21 protein-coding genes and 1 tRNA gene are annotated in these 26711 nt (G+C 59.2%); 6 read left to right on the top strand and 16 right to left on the bottom strand.

Features of this window, described 5'->3' with window-relative positions; all coding sequences use genetic code 11:
* Positions 1–2: 2 nt before the first annotated feature.
* The 6 genes from kdpB to pth (WM42_RS02320) form a co-directional block, all read right to left on the bottom strand.
* Positions 3–2135, bottom strand: coding sequence for a potassium-transporting ATPase subunit KdpB (gene kdpB / locus WM42_RS02345; RefSeq protein WP_062035549.1), 2133 nt, complete (start codon positions 2133–2135; stop codon positions 3–5).
* On the bottom strand, positions 2132–3784 hold the full coding sequence (kdpA, locus tag WM42_RS02340; RefSeq protein ID WP_061921404.1) for a potassium-transporting ATPase subunit KdpA: 1653 nt from the start codon (positions 3782–3784) through the stop codon (positions 2132–2134). The genes kdpB and kdpA overlap by 4 nt, the downstream gene beginning before the upstream one ends.
* A complete protein-coding gene (locus WM42_RS13820) occupies positions 3781–3873 on the bottom strand; it encodes a potassium-transporting ATPase subunit F (protein WP_061921406.1) in 93 nt (30 codons plus the stop codon). The genes kdpA and WM42_RS13820 overlap by 4 nt, the downstream gene beginning before the upstream one ends.
* Before the next feature lie 159 nt (positions 3874–4032).
* Entirely contained in the window at positions 4033–5673 is a 1641-nt protein-coding gene (locus tag WM42_RS02330) for a peptide chain release factor 3 (RefSeq protein ID WP_061921410.1), read from the bottom strand.
* 52 nt (positions 5674–5725) lie between these two features.
* On the bottom strand, positions 5726–6556 hold the full coding sequence (locus WM42_RS02325; protein WP_062035548.1) for an SDR family NAD(P)-dependent oxidoreductase: 831 nt from the start codon (positions 6554–6556) through the stop codon (positions 5726–5728).
* 38 nt (positions 6557–6594) lie between these two features.
* Positions 6595–7308, bottom strand: coding sequence for an aminoacyl-tRNA hydrolase (gene pth, locus WM42_RS02320; protein ID WP_082787612.1), 714 nt, complete (start codon positions 7306–7308; stop codon positions 6595–6597).
* Between the two features lie 65 nt (positions 7309–7373).
* On the opposite strand from pth (WM42_RS02320), the gene WM42_RS02315 reads away from it, so the two are divergent.
* From WM42_RS02315 to WM42_RS02305, 3 genes are all read left to right on the top strand, one after another.
* Complete coding sequence (locus WM42_RS02315) at positions 7374–8366, top strand: nitronate monooxygenase (protein WP_062039057.1); 993 nt, start codon at positions 7374–7376, stop codon at positions 8364–8366.
* A gap of 36 nt (positions 8367–8402) precedes the next feature.
* Positions 8403–9881, top strand: a complete 1479-nt coding sequence (locus WM42_RS02310; protein WP_167599039.1) for a glyceraldehyde-3-phosphate dehydrogenase — start codon at positions 8403–8405, stop codon at positions 9879–9881.
* Positions 9882–10299: 418 nt separating this feature from the next.
* On the top strand, positions 10300–11316 hold the full coding sequence (locus tag WM42_RS02305; RefSeq protein ID WP_061921418.1) for a glycosyltransferase 87 family protein: 1017 nt from the start codon (positions 10300–10302) through the stop codon (positions 11314–11316).
* Positions 11317–11353: 37 nt separating this feature from the next.
* Here the strand turns inward: WM42_RS02305 and ppk2 are convergent, their stop codons facing one another.
* The 9 genes from ppk2 to WM42_RS02255 form a co-directional block, all read right to left on the bottom strand.
* Positions 11354–12262: a polyphosphate kinase 2 gene (ppk2, locus tag WM42_RS02300; RefSeq protein WP_061921420.1), complete on the bottom strand. Its 909-nt coding sequence runs from the start codon at positions 12260–12262 to the stop codon at positions 11354–11356.
* A gap of 71 nt (positions 12263–12333) precedes the next feature.
* A complete protein-coding gene (locus WM42_RS02295; RefSeq protein WP_062035547.1) occupies positions 12334–13200 on the bottom strand; it encodes a fumarylacetoacetate hydrolase family protein in 867 nt (288 codons plus the stop codon).
* A 108-nt stretch (positions 13201–13308) separates the two neighbouring features.
* The gene (locus tag WM42_RS02290) at positions 13309–14379 is read right to left on the bottom strand and encodes an HNH endonuclease signature motif containing protein (protein WP_062035546.1); all 1071 of its coding nucleotides are present in this window, start codon (positions 14377–14379) and stop codon (positions 13309–13311) included.
* 102 nt (positions 14380–14481) lie between these two features.
* A complete protein-coding gene (gene pth / locus WM42_RS02285) occupies positions 14482–15021 on the bottom strand; it encodes an aminoacyl-tRNA hydrolase (protein WP_062035545.1) in 540 nt (179 codons plus the stop codon).
* Positions 15022–15141: 120 nt separating this feature from the next.
* Positions 15142–15780, bottom strand: coding sequence for a 50S ribosomal protein L25/general stress protein Ctc (locus tag WM42_RS02280; protein WP_062035544.1), 639 nt, complete (start codon positions 15778–15780; stop codon positions 15142–15144).
* 481 nt (positions 15781–16261) lie between these two features.
* The gene (locus WM42_RS02270; protein ID WP_062035542.1) at positions 16262–16504 is read right to left on the bottom strand and encodes a TM2 domain-containing protein; all 243 of its coding nucleotides are present in this window, start codon (positions 16502–16504) and stop codon (positions 16262–16264) included.
* Positions 16505–16647: 143 nt separating this feature from the next.
* A complete protein-coding gene (locus WM42_RS02265; RefSeq protein ID WP_062035541.1) occupies positions 16648–17622 on the bottom strand; it encodes a ribose-phosphate diphosphokinase in 975 nt (324 codons plus the stop codon).
* Between the two features lie 15 nt (positions 17623–17637).
* Positions 17638–19083 carry a bifunctional UDP-N-acetylglucosamine diphosphorylase/glucosamine-1-phosphate N-acetyltransferase GlmU gene (glmU, locus tag WM42_RS02260; protein WP_062035540.1) on the bottom strand — a complete coding sequence of 482 codons (1446 nt, stop codon included), beginning with the start codon at positions 19081–19083 and terminating at the stop codon, positions 17638–17640.
* 120 nt (positions 19084–19203) lie between these two features.
* A complete protein-coding gene (locus tag WM42_RS02255) occupies positions 19204–20448 on the bottom strand; it encodes an MFS transporter (protein WP_062035539.1) in 1245 nt (414 codons plus the stop codon).
* A 79-nt stretch (positions 20449–20527) separates the two neighbouring features.
* Between WM42_RS02255 and WM42_RS02250 the strand changes: the two genes are divergently transcribed.
* Entirely contained in the window at positions 20528–22159 is a 1632-nt protein-coding gene (locus WM42_RS02250; RefSeq protein WP_062035538.1) for a multicopper oxidase family protein, read from the top strand.
* A gap of 67 nt (positions 22160–22226) precedes the next feature.
* Here WM42_RS02250 and WM42_RS02245 read toward each other — a convergent pair.
* Positions 22227–22301: transfer RNA gene (locus WM42_RS02245), tRNA-Gln, on the bottom strand.
* An 84-nt stretch (positions 22302–22385) separates the two neighbouring features.
* Between WM42_RS02245 and WM42_RS02240 the strand changes: the two genes are divergently transcribed.
* Both WM42_RS02240 and mfd read left to right on the top strand, forming a co-directional pair.
* The gene (locus WM42_RS02240) at positions 22386–22994 is read left to right on the top strand and encodes a TetR/AcrR family transcriptional regulator (RefSeq protein WP_062039053.1); all 609 of its coding nucleotides are present in this window, start codon (positions 22386–22388) and stop codon (positions 22992–22994) included.
* 12 nt (positions 22995–23006) lie between these two features.
* On the top strand, positions 23007–26651 hold the full coding sequence (mfd, locus tag WM42_RS02235) for a transcription-repair coupling factor (RefSeq protein ID WP_062039049.1): 3645 nt from the start codon (positions 23007–23009) through the stop codon (positions 26649–26651).
* Positions 26652–26711 lie beyond the last annotated feature (60 nt).

The following is a 26711-nucleotide window of genomic DNA, read 5'->3' as shown; positions in this document are numbered from 1 at the left end:
GTTTAAATTCCTAACCCATTACCAATGATGAGGTCGATGATCTTGATGCCAATGAACGGGGCTACGAAGCCACCGAGGCCGAAAATGAGTAGGTTGCGGCGCAGCAGTGCGGAAGCACTGGCCGGGCGGTAGGACACGCCCTTGAGCGCCAACGGAATGAGCGCCACGATAATGAGCGCGTTGAAGATGACAGCGGACAAGATGGCCGAGGTCGGAGAATGCAGGTGCATGATGTTGAGGGCTTGCAGCCCCGGGAATGCGGTGATGAACATCGCCGGTAAGATGGCGAAGTATTTTGCTACGTCGTTCGCGATGGAAAAGGTCGTCAGGGAGCCGCGCGTGATGAGCAGCTGCTTGCCGATTCCCACGATGTCGATGAGCTTCGTCGGATCTGAGTCCAAGTCGACCATGTTGCCGGCTTCCTTGGCGGCGGTCGTACCGGTGTTCATCGCCACGCCCACGTCAGCCTGCGCCAACGCCGGAGCATCGTTGGTGCCGTCACCGGTCATGGCCACCATGTGACCACCGGCCTGCTCCTTTTTTATGAGCGCGAGTTTTTGGTCCGGAGTAGCCTCGGCGAGAACGTCGTCGACGCCGGCTTCCTTGGCGATGGCTTGAGCAGTCAGCTCGTTGTCACCGGTGATCATGACGGTACGAATGCCCATCTCGCGCAGCGTCTTGAAGCGCTCGACCATGCCGTCTTTCACAATGTCCTTAAGATGAATAACACCGAGGACGCGTGACAAGGAGGAATTGGCGGTCGCTTCACGAGGATCGGATCCGGGCTCCGGGGCATTAATGAGCTCGGCGACCACGAGTGCGGTGCCGCCGTCTTGACTGATTGAGTTGACCACGTCCTCGGTCTCTGCCGGAACAGTGCCGCCGAGCTCGCGGACAGTTGTCATGATCTGCTTGGCCGCGCCTTTGACGATCATTTCGGAATCGCTGAGTTTCACCCCCGACATGCGGGTCTGCGCAGTAAATGCGATGAATTCGAGGTTGCGAAAGTGTTCCTCTGGCATTTCACCTCGGGCGGCTTCCGCCAGCTTGACAATGGAACGTCCCTCCGGGGTCTCGTCGGCCATGGAGGAAAGCTGCACCTTGTATAGAAGCTCGTCTTGGTCGTACCCGCCCACAGGAATTACGTTCACGGCCTGGCGGTCGCCGACCGTAATCGTGCCCGTCTTGTCAAGCAACAGAGTGGAGACGTCACCGGCAGCCTCGACGGCACGCCCGGACATGGCCAGCACATTGTGCTGCACCAGGCGGTCCATGCCGGCGATGCCGATGGCGGATAACAGCGCGCCGATGGTGGTTGGGATCAGGCAGACCAACAAGGCGACAAGAACCAGGGGATCCTGCGCCGCACCATTAAATGCCGCGGTCGGGGCTAGCGCCATGACAACGAGCAGGAATATCAGGGTCAATACGTTGAGGAGCGTGGACAAGGCAAGCTCGTTCGGGGTCCTCTGGCGATTGGCGCCTTCGACTAAACCGATCATGCGGTCCATGAAGGACTGACCGGGCTCGTTGGTGACCTTGACCACGACCCAGTCAGACAACACGCGGGTACCACCGGTGACGGCGCACCGGTCGCCTCCAGATTCTCGGATGACCGGGGCGGATTCGCCGGTGACGGCTGACTCGTCCACGGAGGCCGCCCCAACGATGACGTCGCCGTCGGCTGGAATGGTCTGACCGGCTTCTACGAGGACGACATCCTCTTTGGCCAGCTCGGTTGAGGGGACTTCTTCGGTCTCGTAGTTGGCCGGGCTGAGCTCATCGTTGGTGCGGCCGGAGCCGGACCCGGCGGTGACGAGGGCCGTGGAGGTGATGCGACGGGCAGTGGTGGTCGTCCGCGATCGACGTAGAGCGTCCGCCTGAGCCTTGCCGCGACCTTCTGCGAAGGCTTCAGCAAAGGTTGCGAAGAACACCGTGGCCCAGAGCCAGAGAGAAATGGAGAAACTAAACAAAGTCGGTTGGGTACAGGCGATGATGAAGGTGAACACAGCGCCCACCTCTACTAAGAACATCACCGGCGTTTTAACGAGCTCTTTCGGGCTCATCTTGCGCAGAGCCAAAGGCACCGTGGCCTTGATCTGCTCTGCGGAAAAAGTAGATGTGGTCGAGCTCATAGAGTCGCCTCCAAAATCGGTCCTAGGACGAGAGTGGGAAGGAATGTTAGTGCACCGACGATGAGAACGACGCCTATCAGCAGGCCGACGAATAGCCCGCTGTGCGTCGGCAGAGTGCCCGAAGTCGTCGGGATGATGCGTTGCTTGGCCATGGCGCCGGCAATTGCCAGGACCATAACGATGGGCAGAAAACGCCCCAACAGCATGCACATACCGAGGGAGATGTTGAACCACCAGGTGTCTGCTCCGAATCCGGCGAATGCCGAACCGTTGTTGTTGGATGCGGAGGTGAATGCGTAGACCAGGTCGCTAAAACCGTGCGGTCCCGCCGCGGATAGAGAGTCTGGGGTGCTTGGCAGAAGGACGGATAGTGCCACTCCGCCCAGCACGAGGGTTGGCATCACGAGGACGTACAGGCAGACCTTGATCATTTCGCCGACGCCAATGCGCTTTCCCAGGTATTCCGGTGTGCGCCCGACAATAAGGCCGGCGATGAACACCGACAGAATGGCCATGACCAGCATGCCGTACAACCCAGTGCCGACACCGCCTGGAGAGACTTCGCCGAGCAGCATATTTAAGATGAGAAGGCCGCCGCCGAGAGGAGTGTAACTCGAGTGGAATGAATCAACTGCGCCGGTCGACGTCATTGTCGTTGTCACCGCGAACAGCGCAGACGGGATGGTACCAAGCCGCATTTCGCGACCTTCCATGCCGCCGCCGATAGCGCCGGAAGCAGTGGCCTCGAGGGCGGTGACGGAAGCGAGTGACAGGAAGTACAACACCGCCATGGCGGAAAGAATGGCGTAGCCCTGGCGGGTATCGCGGACCATGAGACCGAATGTGCGAGTGAGAGACACCGGAATGACAAGGATGAGGAAGATTTCCAGGGCGTTGGACCACACGGTCGGGTTCTCGAACGGGTGGGCCGAGTTCGCATTGAAGTATCCGCCACCGTTGGTACCCAGTTCCTTGATGACTTCTTGGGAGGCCACAGCGCCGCCGGGGATGGTCTGGGTAGCGCCGGTAACTGTGGTAAAAGTCTCCGGGGGTTGCAGGTTTTGGATGACTCCCTGGGTCATGAGAAACAGCGCGCCCAAGGTTGCCATGGGCAGGAGGATGCGCAGACAGACGCGGGTAAGATCCACCCAAAAGTTACCGATGCGCCCGTCGCCGTTACGGGCCGCGAACCCTCGGATAAGCGCAGCAGCGACGGAAATGCCTACGGCACCGGAGACGAAGTTTTGGACCGTCATGCCGAGCATCTGCGTCAGCTGCGACATCGCAGTTTCACCGGAGTAGGACTGCCAGTTGGTATTGGTTGTAAACGAGACCGCAGTATTCCACGCTTGGTCCGGATCTACTGGGCCCATGCCGTGCGCCCACGGCAAGTACTGCTGGAGGCGTTGCAGTAGGTACAAGACAATGATCGAAAACATGGAGAAGGCCAAGAGGCTACCGGCGTAGCGGCGCCAAGTTTGCCGGGCGGAAGAATCTACCCCCAACACCTTGTAGATGGCCTTCTCTATCTTGAGATCGTTGGCTCCTGTGAAAACCTTTGCCATGTACCCGCCCAGTGGGACGTACAGCACGGCGAGGAGCGTGAATACCGCGACGAACGGGATATACCCGCCGATAACCCCGGTCATGAGAAGTCCTCAGGGTGCAACAGAGCGATGAGCAAATAGATGACGGCCGCGATCCCTAGAATCGCGCCTACAGTAAGTTCCCAGGTCATAGCTTATCCACCACCTGAGCTATCCATTGAATGATAACGAACAGCACAATGGTGGCAAGCGTCAAAATAATGTCGAATGCCATGGATGTATAAAAGCACCCATCGGCACCGCTACATCTGGGTCTTAACGAGATTTTGACATCTACTCTGAGGGAAGAGCTAGTCTGCGACGAGTGGCTCCATGGTCAGCTCCGGGTGCTCCTTCTCAATGAAGGCTAGCTTCCACTTATCGCCGAAGAGGGCGATTAGTTCGCCGTCAGTGCGGGTGAAGATTTCCACGCCGCGCTGGCGGCCGAGCTCAGAGGCGGACTCGGCGTCGGTGCGACGGGCAACGGAATACGGGATGGGCTCCGTGACGGTTTCCACGTTGTATTCCACTTCCATGCGCGCCTGCATGACCTCGAACTGCATGGGACCCACCGCAGCCATCACCGGAGCTGCGTCGCCGCGGGCCTCATTGCGCAGGATCTGGACGACGCCCTCAGCAGCCAACTGATCCAAGCCCTTACGGAAGGCCTTGTAATCGCCCAAAGACTTCGCACGTAGAATGCGGAATGCCTCCGGTGCGAACTGCGGCATCGGCTTGAACTGCACCTTCTTGCCAGAGTAGATGGTATCGCCAGGTGCCAGGGAACCGGCGTTGACGAGGCCCACGATGTCGCCCGGGTAGGCGGTGTCGATGGTGTCGCGCGTGCGGCCGAAGACAGTCAGCGCGTACTTCGTGGAGAAGCTGCGGCCGGATTGGGCGTGGGTGACCTGCATGCCGCGGTCGAACTCGCCGGAGACCACGCGCATGAATGCCAAGTTATCGCGGTGCTTGCGGTCCATGCCCGCCTGCACTTTGAAGATGACGCCGGAGAAGTCATCGGTGACCTCGCGGACCTCGTCGATGGCTGCGTTGGCGCCGCCGGACGCCTCGATTGCCTTCGGATCGGAATCGCGCGAGCGCGGGGCCGGGGCGATGGCGCAGAGAGTATCGAGAATCTGGTGCACGCCGAAGTTCAACATTGCGGAGGCAAAGATCAGCGGGGAAGTAACGCACTGCTCGAATAGCTCCTGGTCATGCAGCGCGCCGTCGGCAGCCAGTAGCTCTGCCTCCTCGACGGCGGTCTCCCAGGCATCACCTTCCTTGGCCTCAGCGCCGCTCGGATCGTAATGCTCCTCCGGTGCGATGGTCGAGCCACCCGCAGTACGGATGAAGTGGATGTAGTTATCCGCCTCGCCGTCTTCATTGATGTGCGCCAAGCCACGGAAGTCACCAGCGATGCCGACCGGCCAGTACAGCGGGGTGGGCTGTAGCTGAATCTCGTTGACGATCTCGTCCACGAGCTCCAGCGGCTCGCGGCCGACGCGGTCCCACTTGTTGATAACCGTAACAATCGGCAAACCGCGGGCCTTGCACACGCGGAAGAGCTTGAGGGTCTGTGGCTCCAGGCCCTTCGCGGCGTCGATAAGCATGACCGCGGCATCAACCGCAGTAAGAACGCGATAGGTATCCTCCGAGAAGTCCGCGTGGCCCGGGGTATCGACCAGGTTGATCATGTAAGGCTCACCCGTATGGCCCTCCGGGGCGTACTCGAACTGGAGGGCAGAAGAAGCCACGGAGATACCGCGGTCCTTTTCCATCTCCATCCAGTCAGAGACCGTGGCTTTACGGTTGCCCTTGCCGTGCACGGCGCCTGCTTCATTAATGATGTGCGCATGCAACGCCAGCGCCTCCGTGAGGGTGGACTTACCGGCGTCCGGGTGGGCGATGACGGCAAATGTACGACGGCGGGTGGCTTCGGAGGCAATACTCATGCGCGTAAGTTTAGCGGCCTTGACCTAAAGTGCTGGAATCGCGCCGCAGCGACTAATTCCAGTCCACGCCAAGTTGCTCGCCCAAGTCATCGAAGATGCGGCGAGCAACGGTTGCCTTCTTGGCCATCGGTCGACGCATGCCCGGCTTGCGCTTGCTGTTGAAATACTGGCCAGACTCGAAGTGCATGCCCGGCGTGCCAGTGAGGTAATAAGCAAGGCTCTCGCCGCCGGCCTGGGCTTTTCCAAAGTACTTGGAGATGGCACCGGTGTAGAACTTGCTCGTGCGGGTTTGCGATGACCGCGCAAAGTTGGTTGCCAAGACGCCGGGGTGGAAGGCCACGGAAGTCATCCCATGATCGTGGAGATACTGCGTAAGCAAAATATCGCCCAGCTTGGCGTTGCCGTAGGCACGCTCTGCGGTGAACTTCTGGAAGGTATTTGGATCGCCCGGATCGAATGCAGACATCAAGAAATTAGCCACCGAAGCGGTTTGCACGATGGTGGCATCCGTTTTGCGCAGCTTCTCCCGTAGCAAGGAAGTCAGCAGGAAAGGCGCCACCACGTTAACCTGCCACGTGCGTTCAAATCCATCGGCCGTGGTGAAGGGGCCATCGAAGATCCCGCCCGCATTGTTTCCCAACGCGTGAATCTCCTCGAGCTCACCTAATTCTTCTGCCAAGCGGCGCACCTGGCCCAAGGACTCAAAGTCCGCTAGGTGGAAGGAAGCCCCCACGCTTTCTGCCACAGCCTTGGTCTTTTCGGGATTACGGCCAACCAGCACCAGGTGATCCTGCGGGCGTTGAGCGCGGAGCACGCGGGCTGCTGCAGCGCCGATGCCGTCAGAGGCACCAGTGATGACGATGGTTTGTGGGTCGTGGCTCATGAATTAAAGCTTAGGGGTTATGAGCTTTCTCTGGTGGGTTACTTGCGGGAATGAATCTCATTCTGCGCGAATTGAATGCCGCGGGAAACGATGAGCCCCACGGCGTCGGCAGCCGTGGCGATTGCGGCGTCGAAACCAGTACCGGAATCCACCGGCCCCAGGACATAATCCGGAATGGATGTGCCCTTCGGCGGGCGGGCGATGCCGATGCGTATGCGAGGGTACTCGCGGGTTCCCAAGCGTTCGCTCAAGGACTTCAACCCGTTGTGACCGTTTTCATTGCCGCCTACCTTGATGCGAATCTTATGCGCTGGCAAATCGAGCTCATCATGAATCACGATGATGCGCTCCGCTGGAATCTGTAATTCCTCTGCGAAGGGAGCGATCGGGTCACCAGACAAGTTCATAAAAGTTGCGCAACGGGCAACGACTACGGCAATATCGCCCACCATTACCTGCGCCGCGGACAATTTATGGCCCTTAACCGGCTGCAGGATATCTCCGGAATCGGCTAAAAGGTCATCGACTGCCATGTAGCCCACGTTGTGGCGCGTCGCGGCGTACTGCGCGCCGGGGTTGCCAAGGCCCACCACGAGCCATTGGCCAGAAAGGTCGGAAACTTCCAGCAGGGGAGCCTGCTTCTGGCGTGCTGTGTTCCGGTGAAGCCCCTCTTTCACCGTACTTGCTTTAGAACCCGCCGAAGAGCGAAGCTGCTGCAAACATTCCTTGATGGTTGCGCCGAGGGAAGACATAAAACACACCTTAATGTGGGGAGTAAAAAATAGCTTACGCGCATCCTTTGCCTAGTGTGGGCGAGATGAGCACACTACTTGAAAGCTTAGAAGCCAGAATACTTCCCGCCCCCATGGCCGGGGGACCCACGACCCCGCGCAGCGTTCTGGCGGCATCGGCAGCCGGCTCCTTTGGTGCTTTGGCATTGGGCACTGCTTCCCTCGAAGCGGCGCGGGAACAGATTGTGGCCTGCGAGGGCGAGCATTTCGGGGTCAATCTTTTCTGCCCGCAGAAGCCGCTGGGTGAAGACTCGATGGCGGCGGTGCGCGCTATGGCGGAATCAGAAGGCGTGGAGGTTCCTAGCGTCGACTATTCCAACGGATGGGAGGACAAGCTCCAGCTAGCGCTAGATGGCGGCGCGGCGGTGCTGTGGTCCATGTTCGGTACCTTTAGTCTTGGCGAGATTAGCCGTATCCACGCTGCGGGAGCGGAGGCTTGGACCACGGTTACCTCGCCGGAAGAAGCTATCGCTGCTGCAAAAGCTGGGGTAGACGCGTTGTGTGTGCAGGGGCCTGAGGCCGGCGGGCACCGCGGGGTCTGGGATGCCGAAGCGGATCCGGATTGGCGCCCGCTGCCGGAGCTGGTGGCGGCAGTTTACGCCGCGCTTGGCGACGCCCCTTTACCGCTGATTGTCGCAGGTGGGCTGCGTACATCCGAAGACGTTGCACAAGCCCTTTCATGGCCAGGCGTTGAAGCAGCCAGCTGTGGTTCGGCCTTCTTGCTGGCCGAGGAGGCTGGAACCAGCACCTTTAATCGCGAGCTTCTCGCAGGCGGCGGCAAGAGCGTATCCACTCGCGCGTTTTCCGGCCGCTTTGCCCGTGGGCTGGAAACTGAGTTCACTCGGGCCCACCCAAAAATGCCCCCGATGTACCCCTTCTTGAATCCGATCTTGAAACCACGCCGCCAAGAAAAGGATGCTGCAGTGGCCTATTGCCTGGTGGGGGAGCAGGTGGAGAAAATAAACGGGGGTAGTGTGGCGGAAATCCTGCGGTGTCTATGCCAAAACGGGCAACACTAGGCGTTAATATTTACGGTTGAATGTTGGTTTACCCCCATGACGAGTAAAGGAAAAGAACACGTGACTGCGAACGCACAGGTTGGACACGCTGACTGGAACGAGCGCCTTGAGCTTGCTCAGGAAATGATCCCGCTGATCCACCAACTGCACCGCACCAACAACGTTGTTGCCACCATCTACGGCCGCAACTTGAATGGCGTAACGGACATCGACATCATGAAGGCGCACCGCTACGCACGTCGTATTGCAAAGCGCGAACTTTCCACCGCAGAGACCCTTCCTATCCTGAAGGAACTGTGCGACATGAACCTGGGCTCTGCCTCCATCGACCTGGGCCGCCTGGCTTCTGGCTACTCTGAGTCTGACGCCAACAACCTGCGCGACTACCTGGAGCAGGAACTCTGCGACCTGGTTGGCGCTGCTGTTGATAAGGAATGCACCGACGTTGTGCTCTACGGCTTTGGCCGCATCGGCCGTCTGCTGGCCCGTATCCTGATCGCTCGTGAGGCTGCATACGGCGGCGTCCGTCTGCGTGCCATCGTTGCCCGCAAGAAGGGCGACGGCGATATCTTCAAGCGTGCCTCCTTGCTGCGCCGCGACTCCGTTCATGGTGCTTTCAACGGCACCATCGCTGTGGATGAAGAAAACGACGTTATCTGGGCAAACGGCACCAAGATTCAGATGATCTACGCCAACGACCCGGCTGATATCGACTACACCGCTTACGGCATCAACAATGCCATCCTGGTTGATAACACCGGCGTATGGCGTGACCGCGCTGGCCTGGAGCAGCACCTGCAGTCCAAGGGCATCGACCGCGTGCTGCTGACCGCACCGGGCAAGGGCGATCTGAAGAACATCGTCTACGGCATCAACGATGACACCATCGAGGATTCTGACAAGATCCTGTCTGCCGCATCCTGCACCACCAACGGCATCACCCCTGTTCTTAAGGTCATCAATGATCGTTACGGCGTTGTCCACGGCCACGTGGAGACCGCTCACTCCTTTACCAATGACCAGAACCTGATTGATAACTTCCACAAGGGTGACCGTCGTGGCCGCGCAGCTGGTCTCAACATGGTTCTCACCGAGACCGGTGCTGCGAAGGCAGTCTCCAAGGCTGTTCCGGAGTTTGAGGGCAAGCTGACCGGTAACGCTATCCGCGTTCCTACCCCGGACGTTTCCATGGCAGTGCTGAACCTGGAGCTGGAGAAGGAAGTCGAGCGCGACGAGGTCAACAACTTCCTGCGCAACGTTTCCCTGCACTCTGACCTGCGCCAGCAGATTTCTTACATTGCTTCTCCGGAGGTTGTCTCCTCTGACTTCGTCGGCTCCACTCACGCCGGCATTGTCGACGGCCTGGCAACCATCGCTTCCGGCAAGCACCTGGTTCTCTATGTCTGGTACGACAACGAGTTCGGCTACTCCAACCAGGTAATTCGCATCGTCGAGGACATCGCAGGCGCACGTCCTCGCGTATTCCCGGCTCGCGTTGAGGCACACGAGCTCTAAGCCTTTTCGCGCAGATTAAGCGCTACCCACCCCTGGGGCCACATTTTCGGTGTGGCTCCAGGGGTCTTTGTTTAGGCAGGCATGGGATCGGGTTGTAGTGCTAGGGCGCACGTACCCCTGAGTGGGTTGTTCGACTACGTGTATCCACGGCTGAGTTTTAGGATGTTTCGATGTGAAATCTAAACCCAGGCATTCGCAACCACACCGTGCCCAAAGCGCTGAAATAGCTGAAAATGCTGGTAGCAATCAATCTCCTGCGTCTCGGTGGATAAACGCCGGGCAATGGCTGATCGGTACGCCTTGGGGAAGGCTTGTCATTATTACTGCGTTGTGCGCGGCGCTGGCACCATCAGTATTACGAGGTTTTCACCTCCGGTATTACATCGATCTTGATGTCTACGCTGCAGGCGGTCGCGCGGTGCTGACAGGCCAGTCGCTCTACGACGACGGCTTCGATGTGCGTGGGGCGCATTTGCCTTTTACATATCCGCCGTTGGCCGCAATGCTTTTTGCCCCGTTGTCGCTTCTGCCGCACTCGGTCGCAGCGGTTATCATGCTCGCAGTATCAACCGCGGCGCTCTGGTGGTGCATTCACCGTATCGTGGACATGCTGGGGCTTGCTGAGTATCTCGGTGGCAGCAAAGGGTGGCTGAGCACCGGGCTGCTTGCGTTGGCCTTGGTGACAGAACCCGTGCGGCAGACCCTCATGTTTGGCCAGATCAACATCGTGCTGATGTTTCTCGTGCTCGCCGATGTCTTTGGTCGCCGCAGTCTCCGTGGGTGGGGCGTGGGACTTGCGGCGGCCATCAAGCTTACTCCTGCGGTCTTTGGCCTGTATTTCCTTATCACCCGGCAATTTAAGGCTGCGGCGATGTCCGTAGCGACCGGAATTGCAGCGACGCTGTTGGCAGCACTCGTCTTGCCGGCCGACTCCCGCGAATACTGGACGCATACCTTGGGCGATCCGACCCGGATCGGTGGAATCGATTACGTGGGCAATCAATCTCTCCGCGGCGTCGTTGAGCGTGCCCTCGGGCCAGGGGAGGGCCACGGCCTGTGGGTTGGCGCGTCGCTGGTGGCCTTCTGCGTCATCGCGGTGACCATGTGGCGACACCGCGGTGACATGGTGGTGCTGCTAGGACTCAACTCGCTTGTAGCACTTCTTATCTCCCCGGTGAGCTGGTCGCATCACTGGGTTTGGTTGCCGGTGCTGCTTCTCCCGCAGCTCGTGCGTTGGACCCGTGGTGGGGTGCCGGGCGCTACGCCCGTGGCGATCGCGACGATGCTGCTTACCTTCATTGGACCACACTGGTTCGTTGACGGTTTGGATACCACGCAGTGGTGGGCGGCGATATGCGCAGCAGACTTCGTCCTCATCGCAGTGGCATACCTTGTGCTTGCCGTGCGCGCCCCGCGGCCGCAGGTTAATCCTTAGCGGGCGGGGCGGCAAGGCTCAGCAGTTGGTGGGATGACTACTTGTCTGACTTGTGCTTCCCGGTCTTCTTTTTCTTCTTGCCCTTGTGCTTTTTGCCTTCGGACTTGTGTGCAGCAACCTTGTCGCGCTCAAGTTCGGCGGCCACATCGGGGACGTAGGCGAACTCATCGCGCGGCGGGCGCTGGTATTCCTCGCCGCTTTCAGCCGGGCGCTCCGGAATCTCCGGAACCACCTGCTCGACGTGCTGATACGGAACCGTCTTTAGGATGTGGTTGATGACGTTGATACGAGAGCGTTTTTTGTCTTCAGATTCAACGGTGTACCACGGAGCGTTCGGGGTATCGGTGTGGACGAACATCTCGTCCTTTGCACGGGAGTAGTCCTCCCAACGGGTGATGGACTGCAGATCCATGGGAGAGAGCTTCCAGCGACGCAGCGGATCGTTGCGGCGGGACTTAAAGCGCGCGATCTGCTCTTCGTCAGAGACGGAGAACCAGTACTTCAGCAGAATAATGCCGTCTTCAACGAGCATGTTTTCGAGCTGGGGCGCCTGGTGCAAGAAGCGGACGTATTCCTGTTGGGAGCAAAAGCCCATGACTCGCTCGACGCCGGCGCGGTTATACCAGGAGCGGTCAAAAATGACTATTTCGCCCGCGGTCGGAAGCTTTTCGATGTAGCGCTGGAAGTACCACTGGCCGGCCTCACGGTCGTTGGGCTTAGGCAGAGCTTCGATGCGGCAGGTGCGGGGGTTGAGGTACTGGGTGATGCGCTTGATAGCAGAGCCCTTACCTGCAGCGTCGCGACCTTCCATGATAATGACGATGCGGGCACCGGTTTCTACAACCCACTGCTGCATCTCGACGAGTTCGGCCTGCAGGCGCTTGAGTTCTTCCTCGTAAGCTTCCTTATCGAGCTTGGCAGGGGCGGTTTTGGATTTCTTGCTCATGGATTTAATTTTAGCCCGCTATCTGCGAAGATAGGTAATAAATCCAGGACAATTATGCACAAGCATAGTAATTAACCACACGTGCACTCCGGCCCGCATCCAGAAGGCGCTTCGCCGTAGTGCGTGGTGTTTTCGATAGCGCCCAAGCCTTCGACCTCAATGCGGACGGTTTGGCCGTCCTGAATAAAGGCCTGTGGCTGACGCGCAAATCCCACGCCCTCGGGCGTGCCGGTCACGATGACATCGCCGGGGTTAAGCGGGTACAGCTTTGAGCAGAACGCGATGAGCTCCGCGACGGAGAAAATCAGGTCATCGGTGTTATCCGCTTGGCGCACCTCGCCATCAACGGTGGTGGTAATGCGCGCGTTGCCGCCAGGCGCCCACTCATCAGAAGTGGTTAGCCATGGACCGAATCCAGCAGTGCGGTAGAAAGATTTGCCGGCATGGAATTGAGTGGTACGCCGCTGGAAATCCCGCAGCGTGTAGTCATTCATCACGGCGTAGCCTGCGGCGTGTTCGAGCGCGTCTGCCATCGCAACATTGTGCGCACGAGAGCCGATAACCACGGCGAGTTCGCCCTCATAGTCGAGCTTGCTCGTGGCCCAGTCGGGGACATAGATATCGTCGTAGGGGCCGGTGAGCGCCTCCGGAAACTTAACGAACAAGGTAGGCTGCTCAGGCAGTTCACGCCCCATCTCACGCGCATGTTTGGCGTAATTGACGCCCACGCAGATAATCTTCGACGGCGTCGGGATGACGGGCGCTAAGTCCTGCTCGCGAAAAGCAATCGGCTCGCCAGAAAGTTGCGCGGACTTGCACCAATCCTCGGCCTGCAGGAGCTGGCCGACGTCGTCAAAGTCGAGCTCCACGCCCACGCCGGGGCCGTCGATGCGGATCGCAGTGGTGCCAAACTGAGTTCGCAAGGTGGCAAGTTTCATGTCGGAAATTTTACGCGGAGTTGCAGGCAGCTTGGCGCACAAGCCAGGGAGAAGTTTTAAGGCATGCGAATCTGGCCCGTGGGCGGGCTAGACAACTTGCTTCGCGAGCTAAGTAGCGTGTTCTGAGAAATTGCTCAGCTCTTCGTCGAGGTAGTTGCGTTCTTCTTCCAACCAATCTGGCAGCGGCGAGTTAAGCGGCGGCGGAGATTTATCCGTCCAAGGTGGGATGTACCAGCCGCTGGGCGGAACCCAATAGACTGTGCCATGCCGCTCTAGCCATCCGCGTCCACCGGCGGTCTCGTCGTCATTGACGGCATTGTGATACTGGCAGGCCATGGTGAGGTTTTCCGCGGATGTTTCGCCGCCATGGCGCCAGGCCTTTAGATGGTGGACTTGGCAATCGTTCGCGCCCTTTTTGCAGCCGAGCCAGGCACAGCGCGGGTTTTCCGCAGTAGCCATAAGCCGCTGCTTGGTGGAGGCAAAACGCGAGACGCGGTGCAGGTTCACAGGCCCATGCACAGGATGCATGAGTACGTGGAAGCCGTGATCAAGGATGTTCCGGGTAGCCAGTTCAGTCGAGGAGATGAGCGCGCCATTGCTCAATTGGAACCAGACTTCGTGGCCTTCCAAGGCCCGCGCGTAGTTTTCCATTTTTGTCACCAACATGACAGAAATTGCTGGCTGACTAGGGTTTCCTTCGCCGAACCAGCGTTGTTTTAGCCCCGCGAGTGCAGATTCAGCGCTGCTGCAGTCAAGGCTGTCGCGCATATCGGTGAGGTCGGCGGAGGGGCCGCAAATAGTCAGGGTAGCTTGACCATCGGGATGCTGGGCCAGGCGTATTCCAGGCTTGCGTTCGCGGCGAGGCGAGTGCGCAGCAACCAATTCGCGGGCCTTCTTCTCGACGTCTCTCGTATCACCGGCCGTGGCCAAAGCCGTATGGCGCACGCGCCACCGTTCGGCCTCCGTGCGCAACTTGCGGGCCTGCTTTTCCACGGCAAGGAGCGTAGTAAGGGAGTGAGCACGCCCGCGTTCCATGGTTTCGCGACGCAAGCGCTGAAAAGAGTTACTGGGCGCGAAGGGCTCAGCGAGGGCTGCAAGGTCTATTGCCAGAGCATCGGGCACCCCGAGACTAGCGATTTCACTCGCTGTCTTGCCCACGGCTTCTTCGACAATATCCATGCCCCGACTTAACGTGCTGGCCAGTTCCCCCAAAACTGTCATAGCCCAGACCCTAAAGCAGCTTATGCCACGCCGCAACTGGAGCGGCGTCGGCAAGCGCAGCTAACTCGCGGACGCGATGCGGGTGATTTCTTGTGCTGCGTCTGCGCAGATGATGGGGATGTCCGCTTGCTCTTTCTTTGCCCACGGTTTAAGCACGAAGCTTGCGGGATCCATTCGACCCGGTGGGCGTCCGATGCCTATGGAAAGCCGCTGATAATCCTTGGTACCCAGAGACTTGGTGGTGGAGCGCAGGCCATTGTGCCCGTGGTCGCCACCATCGACGCGGTGCTTGACGACGCCGAATTCCAGCTCCAGCTCATCATGGACCACGATGAGGTTTGTAGGGGATAGCGAAAAGTACTGGAGGAGTGCCTTGATAGGGCCACCAGAGAGGTTCATGAAAGAACGCGGCTTGGCAAGGAATAACTTGGTCGAGCCAAGGCGAACTTCGGCAACTTCGGTGTTGGTCTTCTTATGCACTGAAAAGCTGGTGAAGTTGTCGTTAGCTAATTCATCGACAACATCGAAACCGATGTTGTGGCGGGTTCCGGCATATTTGGGGCCCGGGTTGCCCAGGCCGACGACGAGATAATCAGTCACTAAGCCATTGTCTCATGCCGGTGCGAAAGAGCGGCTCTTGGCGTGAAAACGGGCAAACGCCCGCGCCAGCCACGATGGCCAGTGCGGGCGAATGCGCGTAAAAGAGCGAGAAACTCTGAATTACTCTGCGGATTCTTCCTCTGCGGATTCAGCGCCAGCCTCAGCGCCGCCTTCCTCAGCAGCCTCAGCGGCTGCCTCGAGCTCTTCGTCAACCTCAGGCAGGGAGATGGAAGCGATGACGGTCTCTGCATCTGCAACCAGGGTGGTGTTTTCTGGCAGGGTGATGTCGCCAGCGGTGACGACAGCGCCGTCCTCGAGGCCCTCGATGGAAACGGAGATCTCCTCTGGGATGTTCAGAACGTCTGCCTCAACGAGGAGGACGTCAGCATCCTGAACGGACATGGTGCCCGGTGCGCTCTCGCCCTCGAGAACAACCGGAACCTCAACCTCAACCTTCTCGCCGCGCTTGATGGAAAGCAGGTCGATGTGGTCGATGTCCAGGGTCAGAACGTTCTGGTCAACGTGCTTGACCATGACGAGGTGCTGCTCACCCTCGAGCTCGAGCTCGAAAACAGCGTTGACGCCGTGTGCGCGAACCAGTGCGGTCAGCTCGAGACGGTCAACAGCGAAGTGCAGAACGTCAACGCCGTGGCCGTAGACAACGCCTGGGACCTTGCCAGCAACGCGCAGGCGGCGAGCGAAGCCCTTGCCGAACTCGTTACGTACTTCTGCCTTCAATACTGGGCGGGTGTTTGCCATAGTAAAACTCCTAGTGTCAAAGATTGGTGCGGCGAGACTTTAGCGAGTTCGAAAAACGGCGAAAGCCTGCCGATGGTCGTCTTGGTCGAGTCATCGCAGGCTTAAAACGTGTGAAATAACTTCTAATCGCGTCGATAACGGCTTTCCAATTCTGGGCAGCCCTCGCCGAGACAGCGAGAATACTAACACGCAGCGCCGAGAGCAGGCAAGTTACTTCTGCTCTTCTTCGCCGACAACTCCCTAGCCTTCGTCAGCTTCGTAGTCCTCGGCCGAAAAGTCATTGGAATCATCGGCCTCGCTAAGCGCGCTGCCTACCACCTTAGCGAGGCTATCGACGCTATCCCACCAGCTCTTCATGGAGATAAGCTCATGCAGGCTGTCCAATTGTGCAGGCGGAATTACCTTAAGATGTAACAAGCAGAACAACAACACAAGGAACCTCCACCTGGATCAATTCAGGTGGAGGTTCCTTGTGTTCTGTTTAGGAGAGTAGCTTGTATCCGCTCTTGTCTTTGAATTCCCCTGTGGCGATCATAATGAGATCCACGATGGTTCCCACTAAGAAGAGTCCTCCTGTGAAGAGCCAGAGCAGACCAGTTCCGATCTTTCCCACATATATGCGGTGTAGACCAGCCACAAGGAAGAGACCAAGGACGCACAGCACAGCTGCGACACCTTTGCTGTATTTGCTTTCCCCAGAGAAATAGTTCGCATTGTAGGTCATATCATTATGTCCTTTCATTGTGGTGCGGTATCCGTTGCCGACATGCAAGTCGTAGCACAGGTTCATTCATTTCTGTTTGTGGAAATGGAAAAGACCGCCCAGCCGTGTGCTGGACGGTCTTTTATGTGCTGCTTATTAAGTGCTTAGTTCGACTCGAAGAGCGTGGTTACGGAGCCGTTTTCGAAGATCTCGTGGATGGTACGAGCCAGCAGTGGAGCAATCGAAAGAACGGTCAGGTTGGACCAGCCCTCGGTGGACTGCGGAAGGGTATCAGTGGTGATGACTTCCTCAGCGCCGCACTCGGACAGACGCTCACGTGCCGGATCGGAGAAGACGCCGTGGGTACAAGCGATGACGACGGACTTCGCGCCTGCTTCCTTCAGGACACGAACTGCGCCAGCGATGGTTCCGCCGGTATCGATCATGTCATCCAGAAGGATGCAGTCCTTGCCCTCGACCTCACCGACAACGCGGTTAGATACGGTCTCGTTAGCAACCTCGGTGGAACGGGTCTTGTGAACGAAGGACAGTGGGGCGTCGCCAAGCTCATGCGCCCACTTCTCAGCCACCTTGACGCGGCCAGCATCCGGGGAAACCACAGCGAGGTTATCCAGGGAGTACTTGGACTTGATGTAGTCCACGAGGATCGGCATTGCGTGCATGTGATCGACCGGGCCGTCGAAGAATCCCTGGATCTGGTCAGTGTGCAGGTCAACAGAAACGATGCGGTCTGCGCCCGCTGCCTGCAGCAGGTCAGCAACGAGGCGAGCGGAGATCGGCTCGCGGCCGCGGTGCTTCTTATCCTGACGTGCGTATGGGTAGAACGGCAGGATAGCGGTGATGCGCTTTGCGGAACCACGCTTGAGCGCATCGATCATGATGAGCTGCTCCACCAGCCACTTGTTCAGCGGCTGGGTGTGGGACTGCATTACGAAGCAGTCTGCACCACGGACAGACTCTTCGAAGCGGATGAAGATCTCACCGTTTGCAAAGTCACGAGCGGTGGTTGGAACGAGGTCCGTCTTCAGTTCCTTGGCCACAGCCTCAGCCAATTCTGGGTGTGCACGCCCAGAAAAGAGCTTCATATTCTTGCTGCTGCCGGTTACCTTGCCAGTCATGGGCGGTAATTCCCCTTACTTGTTGTTGTCCTGTGCGCGGGCGGCAGCTTCTGCTGCCGGAGTGCCCGGACGCTTCTTTTGAACCCAGCCTTCGATGTTGCGCTGCTTGCCACCGGAGACCACGAGTGCTCCCGCAGGAACATCTTCCTTGATAACTGTACCCGCCCCGGAATAAGCGCCGTCACCGACATTGACTGGTGCGATAAACATCGTGTCAGATCCGGTGCGCACGTGGCTGCCGATTACGGTGTGATGCTTGTTAACACCGTCGTAGTTGACGAATACGGAGGAAGCGCCGATATTGGATTCCTCGCCCACGGTGGCATCGCCGATGTAGGTCAGGTGCGGAACCTTGGAACCGCGTCCAATCTGGGCATTCTTTGCCTCGACGAAGCCGCCGAGCTTACCGCCTTCGCCGAGCTCGGTCTTCGGGCGGATGAAGGTAAACGGGCCGACGTTGGCGTTAGCGCCAATCACAGACTCGGAACCGTGGGTGCGGATGACCTTGGCGCCCTCGCCGACCTGCATATCGGTCAAGGTGGTGTCTGGTCCGATTTCTGCGCCATCAGCGATGTGGGTCTTGCCCCACAGCTGGGTGCCCGGGTGGATGAGAACGTCGCAGCCAATGGTGACGTCAACGCCAATCCAGGTGGTGGCAGGGTCGACGATGGTGGCACCGCCGCGCATGGCGGCTTCCACGGTGCGGCGGTTGAGCTCGCGGCCAGCTGCGGCGAGCTGGACGCGGTCATTGACGCCTGCCAGCTCGCCGGCGTCGGCAGCAATGTGCGCGCCGACGTTGTGGCCTGCGGTGCGGGCGATTTCCAAAACGTCAGTGATGTAGAGCTCGCCCTGGGCGTTGTTGGAATCGAGCTTGGTTAGGGCGTCGCGCAGAATTGCGCCGTCGAAAGCGAATACGCCGGAGTTGACCTCGTCGATGGAAAGCTGCTCGCTTGCTGCATCCTTCTGCTCAACGATGGCTTCGACATTGCCATCTGCGCCGCGGACGATGCGGCCATAACCGGTTGGGTCAGCAAGCTGCATCGACAGAACCGTCACGGCGTTGCCGGCGGTAACGTGGGCGTCGAAAAGCTCGCGGATGGTCTCAGTGCGAAGAAGGGGGACGTCACCGTTGGTGACGATGACGGTGCCATCGAAGTCGGGGAGTGGCTCGAGACCGCACTGCACTGCGTGGCCGGTGCCGTTTTGTTCTTCCTGCACTGCCTGGGAGACTTCGGTTCCCAGTTCTGCGGCGATGGCCTCAATGGCGGGAGAGACCTGCTCGCGCTGGTGGCCGACGACGGCGACGAGGTGCTCCGGGTGCATACCAGCCGCAGCATGCAGCGCGTGCCCGATGAGCGGGCGCCCGCCGATTTCGTGCAAAGTCTTTTGCTTTGCGGATTTCATTCGGGTGCCAGCGCCCGCTGCTAGAACAACAATCGCGCACTTAGTTGTATCTGCCACGAGTTTCTTCGTTCTCCTGTCGTCGAGTCTTATTTAGGGAGTAATGTCCCACATCTTAACGCCCCACGTAGTTATTGGGGGATAAAGCACACCCCAGTTCGGCGCTGGCTTTGCTATGAACTAGGCAGAGACCTCACGCAGCATCCTGGCGCGCCAAGCTCCGATGAAGCCGAGTGCAGCCAAGAAAAGCAGGGCAGCGGTAGGCCCGGCAAGGGAAATGACTGCGGAGATTGCGCCTACAACAAGCAAGATTGCGCCCATCATCGTGTTGGCCGCACCGACATAAAAGGTGCGCTTATCGCCACCTGCCATGTCCACGATGTAAGTCTTACGCGCGACGCGGATGCCTGTGTGCGCGAGGTTGACCAAAAAGAACCCCAGCGGCAAAGCCCAAGCACAAACCCAGGTTGGTGCCCAATGAGCACAAGCGACCACGAGGATTAGGGTCAGCGACGCCGCAACCGACGCCCACGACATCACCAATCGGGAAGAGCGATCCGACCAGATGCCGGAAATTTTTCCTCCCACTAAGTTGGCAAGGCCAGAAGCAAGCACGAAGCCTGCGAGTCCGCTGAGCACCGTGGTGCCGCTTTGATGGGAAAGCGTGACGATGAAAGTGGTTGATAGCGCAGTCACCAGCAAAAGGGCGCGCACGTTAACAAAGCGGCGGAAATCTTCGTCGGAGGTATATAGCTTCCAAGTATCGCTCCACCAACGGGGACCCTCGGATGCATCCTTTTTGGCGGCCGCGGTTTCTGCTTCATCCGGAACGGGCTCATCGATGGAGGAGAATATCGCTGCCGCAACGAACCAACTCAGCGCACCGCCACCGAGAACTGCGGCAAGCCCCAGTGGCGGAAGCTGGCCCAAGAACGCGAGCACAAGGCCAACGAGTAGGGTTACCGCGCCCGATGCTTGAGCAGCAAGCCCCGTCACCTCACCGCGGCTGCCTTTAGAAATGGTCCGGCCTTGGACGTCTTTTCCCGTCAGCGAGCACAAAGCGCGGAAAACAGAAAGCACGGCAAGCGCGGCGATGGTTATCGTGCCGAGAACCCAACCTTCAAATACCGCTGCGGCACCTGCAATCACGAGGGCACTGATGCCTTGAACGACCGAGCCCCACACCCATAGCTTCTTGCGGGTCGGACGGGAAGTTACCCACGGGGTCAGTGCGGCCTGTGGGAGCATGGAGCCAGACTCTCGGATAGGCACCAGGAGTGCGGTAAAAGAGTGCGGGACGCCCAGCTGCGCAAAGAGCCAGGGCAGGACGGTCTTTCCGGAGACTAATTGGTCACCGATGCCTTGTAAGGCGTTTGAAGATGCGAAAAGGCGGGCTGGACGAGCCTCTTGGTCTGGGATCGGCATAAATCAAGCGTATGTGATTAATACCTGAATTGGCCGAAATAGGTTTGGCTTAGTAGCCAACTAAAATACTCTGGAATTTATGGGTTTTACGCGTCGTGTCTTTTTTAAAGGTGTCTTGTTTACTGCTTCTGCCGCTGCGGCGGGTGCGGCCATCACGGCTTGTGCCAATACGAAAAATAAGGATCAGCCGGCCCCGGTGGGCTATGACGCGGCGCCGCGGCCGCTTCCTATCCCGCCACTTTTAGAAGGTGAGATGGATGGCGGTACAAGGGTCTTTAAGCTCACGGCCCAAGACGGCCATTCGGAGGTTATCTCTGGCAATAACAACACCCGCACTTGGGGCTTTAACGGCCCGTTCCTTGGCCCGACGCTGCGCGCACACAAGGGCGACAAGGTTCGCGCGGAAATCACCAACAACCTGGTGGAAATGACCACAGTGCACTGGCACGGAATGAAGCTTCCGGCCTATTCCGATGGTGGACCACACTCGCCGATTGAGGTGGGCAAGACATGGAAGCCACAGTGGGAAGTTTCCCAGCCCGCCGCCACCGTCTGGTATCACCCGCACCCGCATATGGCCACGGCAACCCATGCCTACCGCGGACTTGCTGGCATGTTTATCTTGGACGACGACGTATCGGATAAGCTCGACATTCCTTCTGAGTACGGCGTGGATGACATTCCGGTGGTCATTATGGATGCGAAGTTCACTGAGGACGGCCAGTTCGATCACCAGGTTGACGGCACTCTCGGTCTCATGGGCACTACTCCTGTGGTTAACGGCATCACGAATGCTTCTTTCGCCGCGACCACGCGCCGGGTTCGCCTGCGCTTGCTCAACGGCGCTTCGATGCGTTTCTACACACTGGCCTTGGATAATGGGACGCCGTTTAACGTCATCGCTACTGACTCCGGGCTTCTCGACGCCCCCGTTGAGGTTGACGAGCTTCTCATCGGACCAGGCGAGCGCATCGAGGTCCTCGTGGACTTGGAGCCCGGCAAGGACGTGGTGTTGCAGTCGGTGCCGCGCAAGGACAACTTCAGCATCCCCGAAGATGAGTACTCTGCGGACTTTGGCTTCAAGGACAGCTTTGACATCCTGCATATCACCGCGCCGGGGGAGGATGCGCCTGCAGTGCCAGCTCTGCCGCAAACCTTGGATCCCGCGGCTGCCGACGTCCCGTCTGCCGAGGGGCTGACCGAGCGCGAGTTCGTGCTCAATACCTTCATGATTAACGGTGAGTCCATGGACATGGCCCGCGTGGACACCGTAATCGAGGAAGACAAGCCTGAGGTATGGACTGTGACCAACGAAAATAGCGATTGGCCGCACAACTTCCACATCCACAATTCGCGTTTCAAGGTCTTGTCTTATGACTATGGCGATGGCAAGGACATCGCGGTTCCGACGATGGGCTGGAAGGACATCGTCAATCTTCCGCCCAAGGCAACCGCCAAGCTGCTCGTGGAGTTGGGCTACTTCCCGGATAAGACCATTCCGTACATGTACCACTGCCACATGCTCCTGCACGAGGACAAGGGCATGATGGGCCAGATGGTTGTGGTGAACAAGGGCGAAAAACCCGACGTTCGCGTCAAGCCGGCGGCGCTTGTATTCGAGAAGTCTGCTGGGGCGTCGCATAGCGCACATGCTGGGCAAGTAGTGGACTCATCCCGTAGCCCGTACGCGACTCCGTCTGCGACTTCCTAGGCTTTTCGAGGTCTCAAAATAAAAGAACTCCTGCTCCTTCGAAATGCGAAGTGAGCAGGAGTTTCCTTGGCTTCCCCACCAGGACTCGAACCTAGAATGACGGTACCAAAAACCGTAGTGTTGCCGATTACACCATGGGGAATAACCGCGCGCTCAAGGCGTGCGTTGCTAATAGTACCTGACGCGTATGCCTTAATTACAAATGCCACCCACTAAGCTTGATCGCATGGTTCGACAGAGGATGACTGGACGCGAACGTCGCGAGCAATTGATCGTGATTGGCCGAGCGGCTTTTGCCGAGCTGGGGTTCGACGGAGCCAGCGTGGAGGAGATTGCGGCGCGAGCTGGCGTTTCCAAGCCCGTGGTCTATGAGCACTTCGGGGGAAAAGAAGGCCTCTATGCGGTCATCGTGGACCGCGAGATGCTCGCCCTGGAGAAGGTGATCACGCATTCGCTTAGCGAAGGCACCTGGCGCGAGCGCATCGAGAAAGCCACTGTCGCACTTTTAAACTACGTGGAGCAAGAAACCGATGGATTCTTAATCCTCGTACGCGACTCCAAGCCCGGCGACGAACGCTCCTATTCCACTTTGCTTAATTCCTCCGTGGGGCAGGTCTCCTATATCTTGGGCGCCGCCTTCGAGCGCCGCGGCCTCGACGCGAAACTGGCAGGACTTTATGCCCAAGCGCTAGTCGGCATGGTCTCGATGACCGCCCAATGGTGGCTGGATACCCGCCAGCCGGCAAAGGAAGTGGTGGCTGCGCACATCGTAAACTTGTGCTGGAATGGGCTGTCTGGAATGGAAGCTAAGCCAAAACTGAGAGGAACTAACTAAGTGGCAACGCCGATGCTCGCCGGACTACTCAAGGTCGCGGCTTCCGACCCGAAACTCAAAGGGCTTGCCACCCAGGTAGGCGAGCCACACCTGCACATCACCGGCATCGACCAAGCGCGCCCGTGGGCTATCGGCACGCTGGCGAATCAGGCGCCCGTTCTCGTCGTTACCGCCACCGGCCGTGAGGCCGAGGACCTCACCGCGGAGTTAACCGCGATGATGGGGGACAAGGTTGCCCAGTTCCCGGCCTGGGAAACCCTTCCACACGAACGCCTTTCGCCCGGCGCGGATATCGTGGGCCGCCGCGCGCAGGTGCTGCACCGCATTGCAGAAGGCAAGCTGCGCGTCGTCGTCACAGCAGCGCGTGGATATAGCCAACCGATCTTGAAAAACGTGGAAGGCCGCAGTCCGATCAGCCTGGCCGAGGACATGGAAATCGAGCTCGAGGCCATCGTCTCACAGCTGGAGTTTCGTGCCTACAAGCACGTGGACATGGTGGCCAAGCGCGGCGAGTATGCCGTCCGCGGCGGCATCTTGGATGTCTTTCCCACGACGCTCGATTACCCGGTGCGTGTGGAGTTCTGGGGCGATGAAATTACCGATATCAGGCAATTTTCCGTCGCTGATCAGCGCGCGATTCCAGAGATTGAGGTCGGCGCGGTGGACATCTTCCCGGCGCGTGAGCTTCCGATTACTGACGACGTCGCCAAGCGTGCCCAAGACCTTGCCCTGCAGCACCCGGGCAATGCTGCCCTCGTGGAGCTTTTGACCAAGGTAGGTGAGCATATTCCGGCCGACGGCATGGAGGCGCTGCTGGCGGTGCTTAGCGACGCCCCGCTGGTCACCCTTCCCGAATTCATGCCGGAGGGTACCCACGTGCTGCTGGTCGCGCCGGAAAAGATTCGCACCCGTATTGCGGATCTAGAGTCCACGGACGCGGAATTCTTGGCTGCCGGTTGGGAAGCCGCTGCCATGGGGGCGGATGGTCCTTTGACCGCTGAAGGCCTGGACACCGAGGCCGCTAGCTACCGTTCCTACGAGTCTTTGGAAGCAACGTGCGCTAATGCGAGTTTGCCGCTGTGGACCTTTGCGCCCCCTGGAATGTTCATGGCCGACGAGGCGCAGACCTTGCCGCTCGAGTATGAACCGGGCCCGACGCCGCGTGGTGACATTAAGGAAATCGACGCCATGATGGCGCAGCTGCTCGCGCATACCCGCGACGGCGGCCGTGCGGCGTTTATCGCGCCGGCTCAGGGTGCCATCAAGCGCATGGTTGAGCGTTTTGCGGAAAAGGGCATCCGCACCAAGGTCGCGACTCCTGGCTGGGAGCCGACGCCTGGCGAGGTCACTTTGTATCAGGCGCTTTCACATGCGGGCTTGGTATTCCCGAAGGCCCGCAGCGCCGGCGGCTCGCAGAAGGAACAGCTCCCGTTGGTTGTCATTACGGAGACCGACCTGACGGGTAATCGCGTGGGCGACATCGCCGGCGCTAAGCGACGCCCAGCAAAGCGCCGCAACCGCGTCGATCCGCTCGCGCTCAAACAGGGCGACCACGTGGTGCACGAAACCCACGGCATTGGCCGCTTCCTCAAGATGGCCGAGCGCACGATTCAGTCGGGTGATGAAACCTCCCGACGTGAGTACATCGTGCTGGAGTACGCTTCCTCGAAGCGCGGTCAGCCGGCCGATCAGCTCTGGGTCCCGATGGACTCGCTGGATCTGCTCTCCAAGTACACCGGCGGCGAGAAGCCGACGCTGTCCAAGATGGGCGGCTCGGACTGGAAGAACACCAAGAAGAAAGCCCGCGCCGCAGTCCGCGAAATCGCGGGCGAGCTGGTGGAGCTTTATGCCAAGCGCCAAGCCGCGCCGGGACACCAGTTTGCGCCGGATAACCCGTGGCAGGCGGAGATGGAAGATAACTTCCCATATGTCGAGACTGAAGATCAGATGATGGCCATCGACTCTGTGAAGCAGGATATGGAATCCAGCGTGCCGATGGACCGCGTCGTCGTCGGCGATGTGGGCTATGGCAAGACCGAGGTAGCGGTGCGCGCAGCCTTCAAGGCGGTGCAGGACGGAATGCAGGTGGCGGTTTTGGTGCCGACCACCTTGCTGGCGCAACAGCATGCTGATACCTTCCGCGAGCGCATGACCGGTTTCCCGGTCAACATTCAGGTGCTGTCCCGCTTTACGTCGACGAAGGACGCCAAGGAGATTGTCTCCGGTCTGGCAGACGGTTCCGTCGATATCGTCATCGGAACGCATCGCCTGCTGCAAACAGGTGTGCATTGGAAGAACCTAGGGCTAATCGTTGTAGACGAGGAGCAGCGCTTCGGCGTGGAGCATAAGGAACATATCAAGGCGCTTAAAGCCTCCGTTGACGTGCTGACGATGTCTGCGACCCCAATTCCGCGCACCCTCGAGATGTCCATGGCGGGCATCCGCGAGATGTCTACCATCCTGACCCCGCCGGAAGACCGCCATCCGGTCCTGACTTACGTGGGTGCTTACGAGGACAAACAGATTGCTGCGGCGATCCGCCGCGAGCTGCTGCGAGACGGCCAGACCTTCTTCATCCACAACAAGGTCTCTGACATTGAAAAGAAGGCCCGCGAGCTCCGCGATCTCGTGCCGGAGGCGCGCATCGTCGTGGCGCACGGCCAGATGAACGAGGAAGCCCTCGAACGGACGGTGCAGGGCTTCTGGAACCGCGAGTACGACGTCCTGGTTTGTACCACGATCGTGGAAACCGGCCTGGACATCGCTAATGCGAATACGCTCATCGTGGAAAACGCGCACCACATGGGCCTGTCTCAGCTCCACCAGCTGCGCGGGCGCGTGGGTCGTTCCCGTGAGCGCGGCTATGCCTACTTCCTGTACCCGAAGGGCGCCACGCTGACCGAGACCTCCTATGACCGCCTGGCAACCATCGCCCAGAACAATGATCTGGGCGCCGGCATGGCCGTGGCGATGAAGGACTTGGAGATGCGCGGTGCCGGCAACGTCTTGGGCGCGCAGCAGTCCGGCCACATCGCGGGTGTCGGCTTCGACCTTTATGTCCGCTTGGTCGGGGAGGCAGTGGAGACCTTCAAGGCCCTTGCCCGTGGCGAGGTTCCGAAGGCCACCGACGAGGGACCGAAGGAGATCCGCATCGACCTGCCAGTCGACGCCCATATCCCAGAGGATTACATCAACTCCGAGCGCCTGCGCCTGGAGGTCTACCGCAAGCTCGCGGCCTCGAAGGACAATAACGATCTGCAGTTGGCTGTAGAAGAAATGGAAGACCGCTACGGCCCGCTGCCGGAGCCAGTTACCCGTTTGCTGGCTGTCGCTCGACTGCGTCACCAGGCGCGCCGGGCAGGCGTGGGCGATATTGCGGTGCAGGGAACCCGTATTAAGGTCCACCCGGTGGATTTGGCGGATTCGAAGCAGGTGCGCTTGAAGCGCCTTTACCCGGGCTCCAATTACCGCGCCGCGGCCAAGGCCATTCAGCTGGGGTTCCCGAAGGCCGGCCGCAACGTCACCTCCCCGAAGTTGCGGGATATCGAGCTGCTGCAGTGGATGGCGGATTTCCTTTCCGCCATGTTCGAACTGGACAAGATCGATGTCACCGGCGCGAAGGTCGGCGGGAAGAATGTGATCTCTGTAAGCCAGTAAGGCCCTTTTTCACCTGCAGAGCACTGTCCTAGCAGAAAAGTACTCCCTACAGGCCCAGCG

This window comes from Corynebacterium simulans (assembly GCF_001586215.1).
GTDB lineage: Bacteria > Actinomycetota > Actinomycetes > Mycobacteriales > Mycobacteriaceae > Corynebacterium > Corynebacterium simulans.
This window is presented reverse-complemented; position numbering and strand designations above follow the sequence as displayed.

What these genes read in the sequence shown, in the direction of transcription:
- WM42_RS02280 (WP_062035544.1), bottom strand. Translation starts at nt 15,780, where the DNA reads ATGGCAAACACCCGCCCAGTATTGAAGGCAGAAGTACGTAACGAGTTC.
- WM42_RS02240 (WP_062039053.1), top strand. Translation starts at nt 22,386, where the DNA reads ATGGTTCGACAGAGGATGACTGGACGCGAACGTCGCGAGCAATTGATC.
- WM42_RS02310 (WP_167599039.1), top strand. Translation starts at nt 8,403, where the DNA reads ATGACGAGTAAAGGAAAAGAACACGTGACTGCGAACGCACAGGTTGGA.
- WM42_RS02325 (WP_062035548.1), bottom strand. Translation starts at nt 6,556, where the DNA reads ATGAGCCACGACCCACAAACCATCGTCATCACTGGTGCCTCTGACGGC.
- WM42_RS02250 (WP_062035538.1), top strand. Translation starts at nt 20,528, where the DNA reads ATGGGTTTTACGCGTCGTGTCTTTTTTAAAGGTGTCTTGTTTACTGCT.
- WM42_RS02255 (WP_062035539.1), bottom strand. Translation starts at nt 20,448, where the DNA reads ATGCCGATCCCAGACCAAGAGGCTCGTCCAGCCCGCCTTTTCGCATCT.
- ppk2 (WP_061921420.1), bottom strand. Translation starts at nt 12,262, where the DNA reads ATGAGCAAGAAATCCAAAACCGCCCCTGCCAAGCTCGATAAGGAAGCT.
- WM42_RS02330 (WP_061921410.1), bottom strand. Translation starts at nt 5,673, where the DNA reads ATGAGTATTGCCTCCGAAGCCACCCGCCGTCGTACATTTGCCGTCATC.
- pth (WP_082787612.1), bottom strand. Translation starts at nt 7,308, where the DNA reads ATGTCTTCCCTCGGCGCAACCATCAAGGAATGTTTGCAGCAGCTTCGC.
- mfd (WP_062039049.1), top strand. Translation starts at nt 23,007, where the DNA reads ATGCTCGCCGGACTACTCAAGGTCGCGGCTTCCGACCCGAAACTCAAA.
- WM42_RS02265 (WP_062035541.1), bottom strand. Translation starts at nt 17,622, where the DNA reads ATGACTGGCAAGGTAACCGGCAGCAGCAAGAATATGAAGCTCTTTTCT.
- WM42_RS02315 (WP_062039057.1), top strand. Translation starts at nt 7,374, where the DNA reads ATGAGCACACTACTTGAAAGCTTAGAAGCCAGAATACTTCCCGCCCCC.
- WM42_RS13820 (WP_061921406.1), bottom strand. Translation starts at nt 3,873, where the DNA reads ATGACCTGGGAACTTACTGTAGGCGCGATTCTAGGGATCGCGGCCGTC.
- kdpA (WP_061921404.1), bottom strand. Translation starts at nt 3,784, where the DNA reads ATGACCGGGGTTATCGGCGGGTATATCCCGTTCGTCGCGGTATTCACG.
- WM42_RS02295 (WP_062035547.1), bottom strand. Translation starts at nt 13,200, where the DNA reads ATGAAACTTGCCACCTTGCGAACTCAGTTTGGCACCACTGCGATCCGC.
- kdpB (WP_062035549.1), bottom strand. Translation starts at nt 2,135, where the DNA reads ATGAGCTCGACCACATCTACTTTTTCCGCAGAGCAGATCAAGGCCACG.
- WM42_RS02270 (WP_062035542.1), bottom strand. Translation starts at nt 16,504, where the DNA reads ATGACCTACAATGCGAACTATTTCTCTGGGGAAAGCAAATACAGCAAA.
- WM42_RS02290 (WP_062035546.1), bottom strand. Translation starts at nt 14,379, where the DNA reads ATGGATATTGTCGAAGAAGCCGTGGGCAAGACAGCGAGTGAAATCGCT.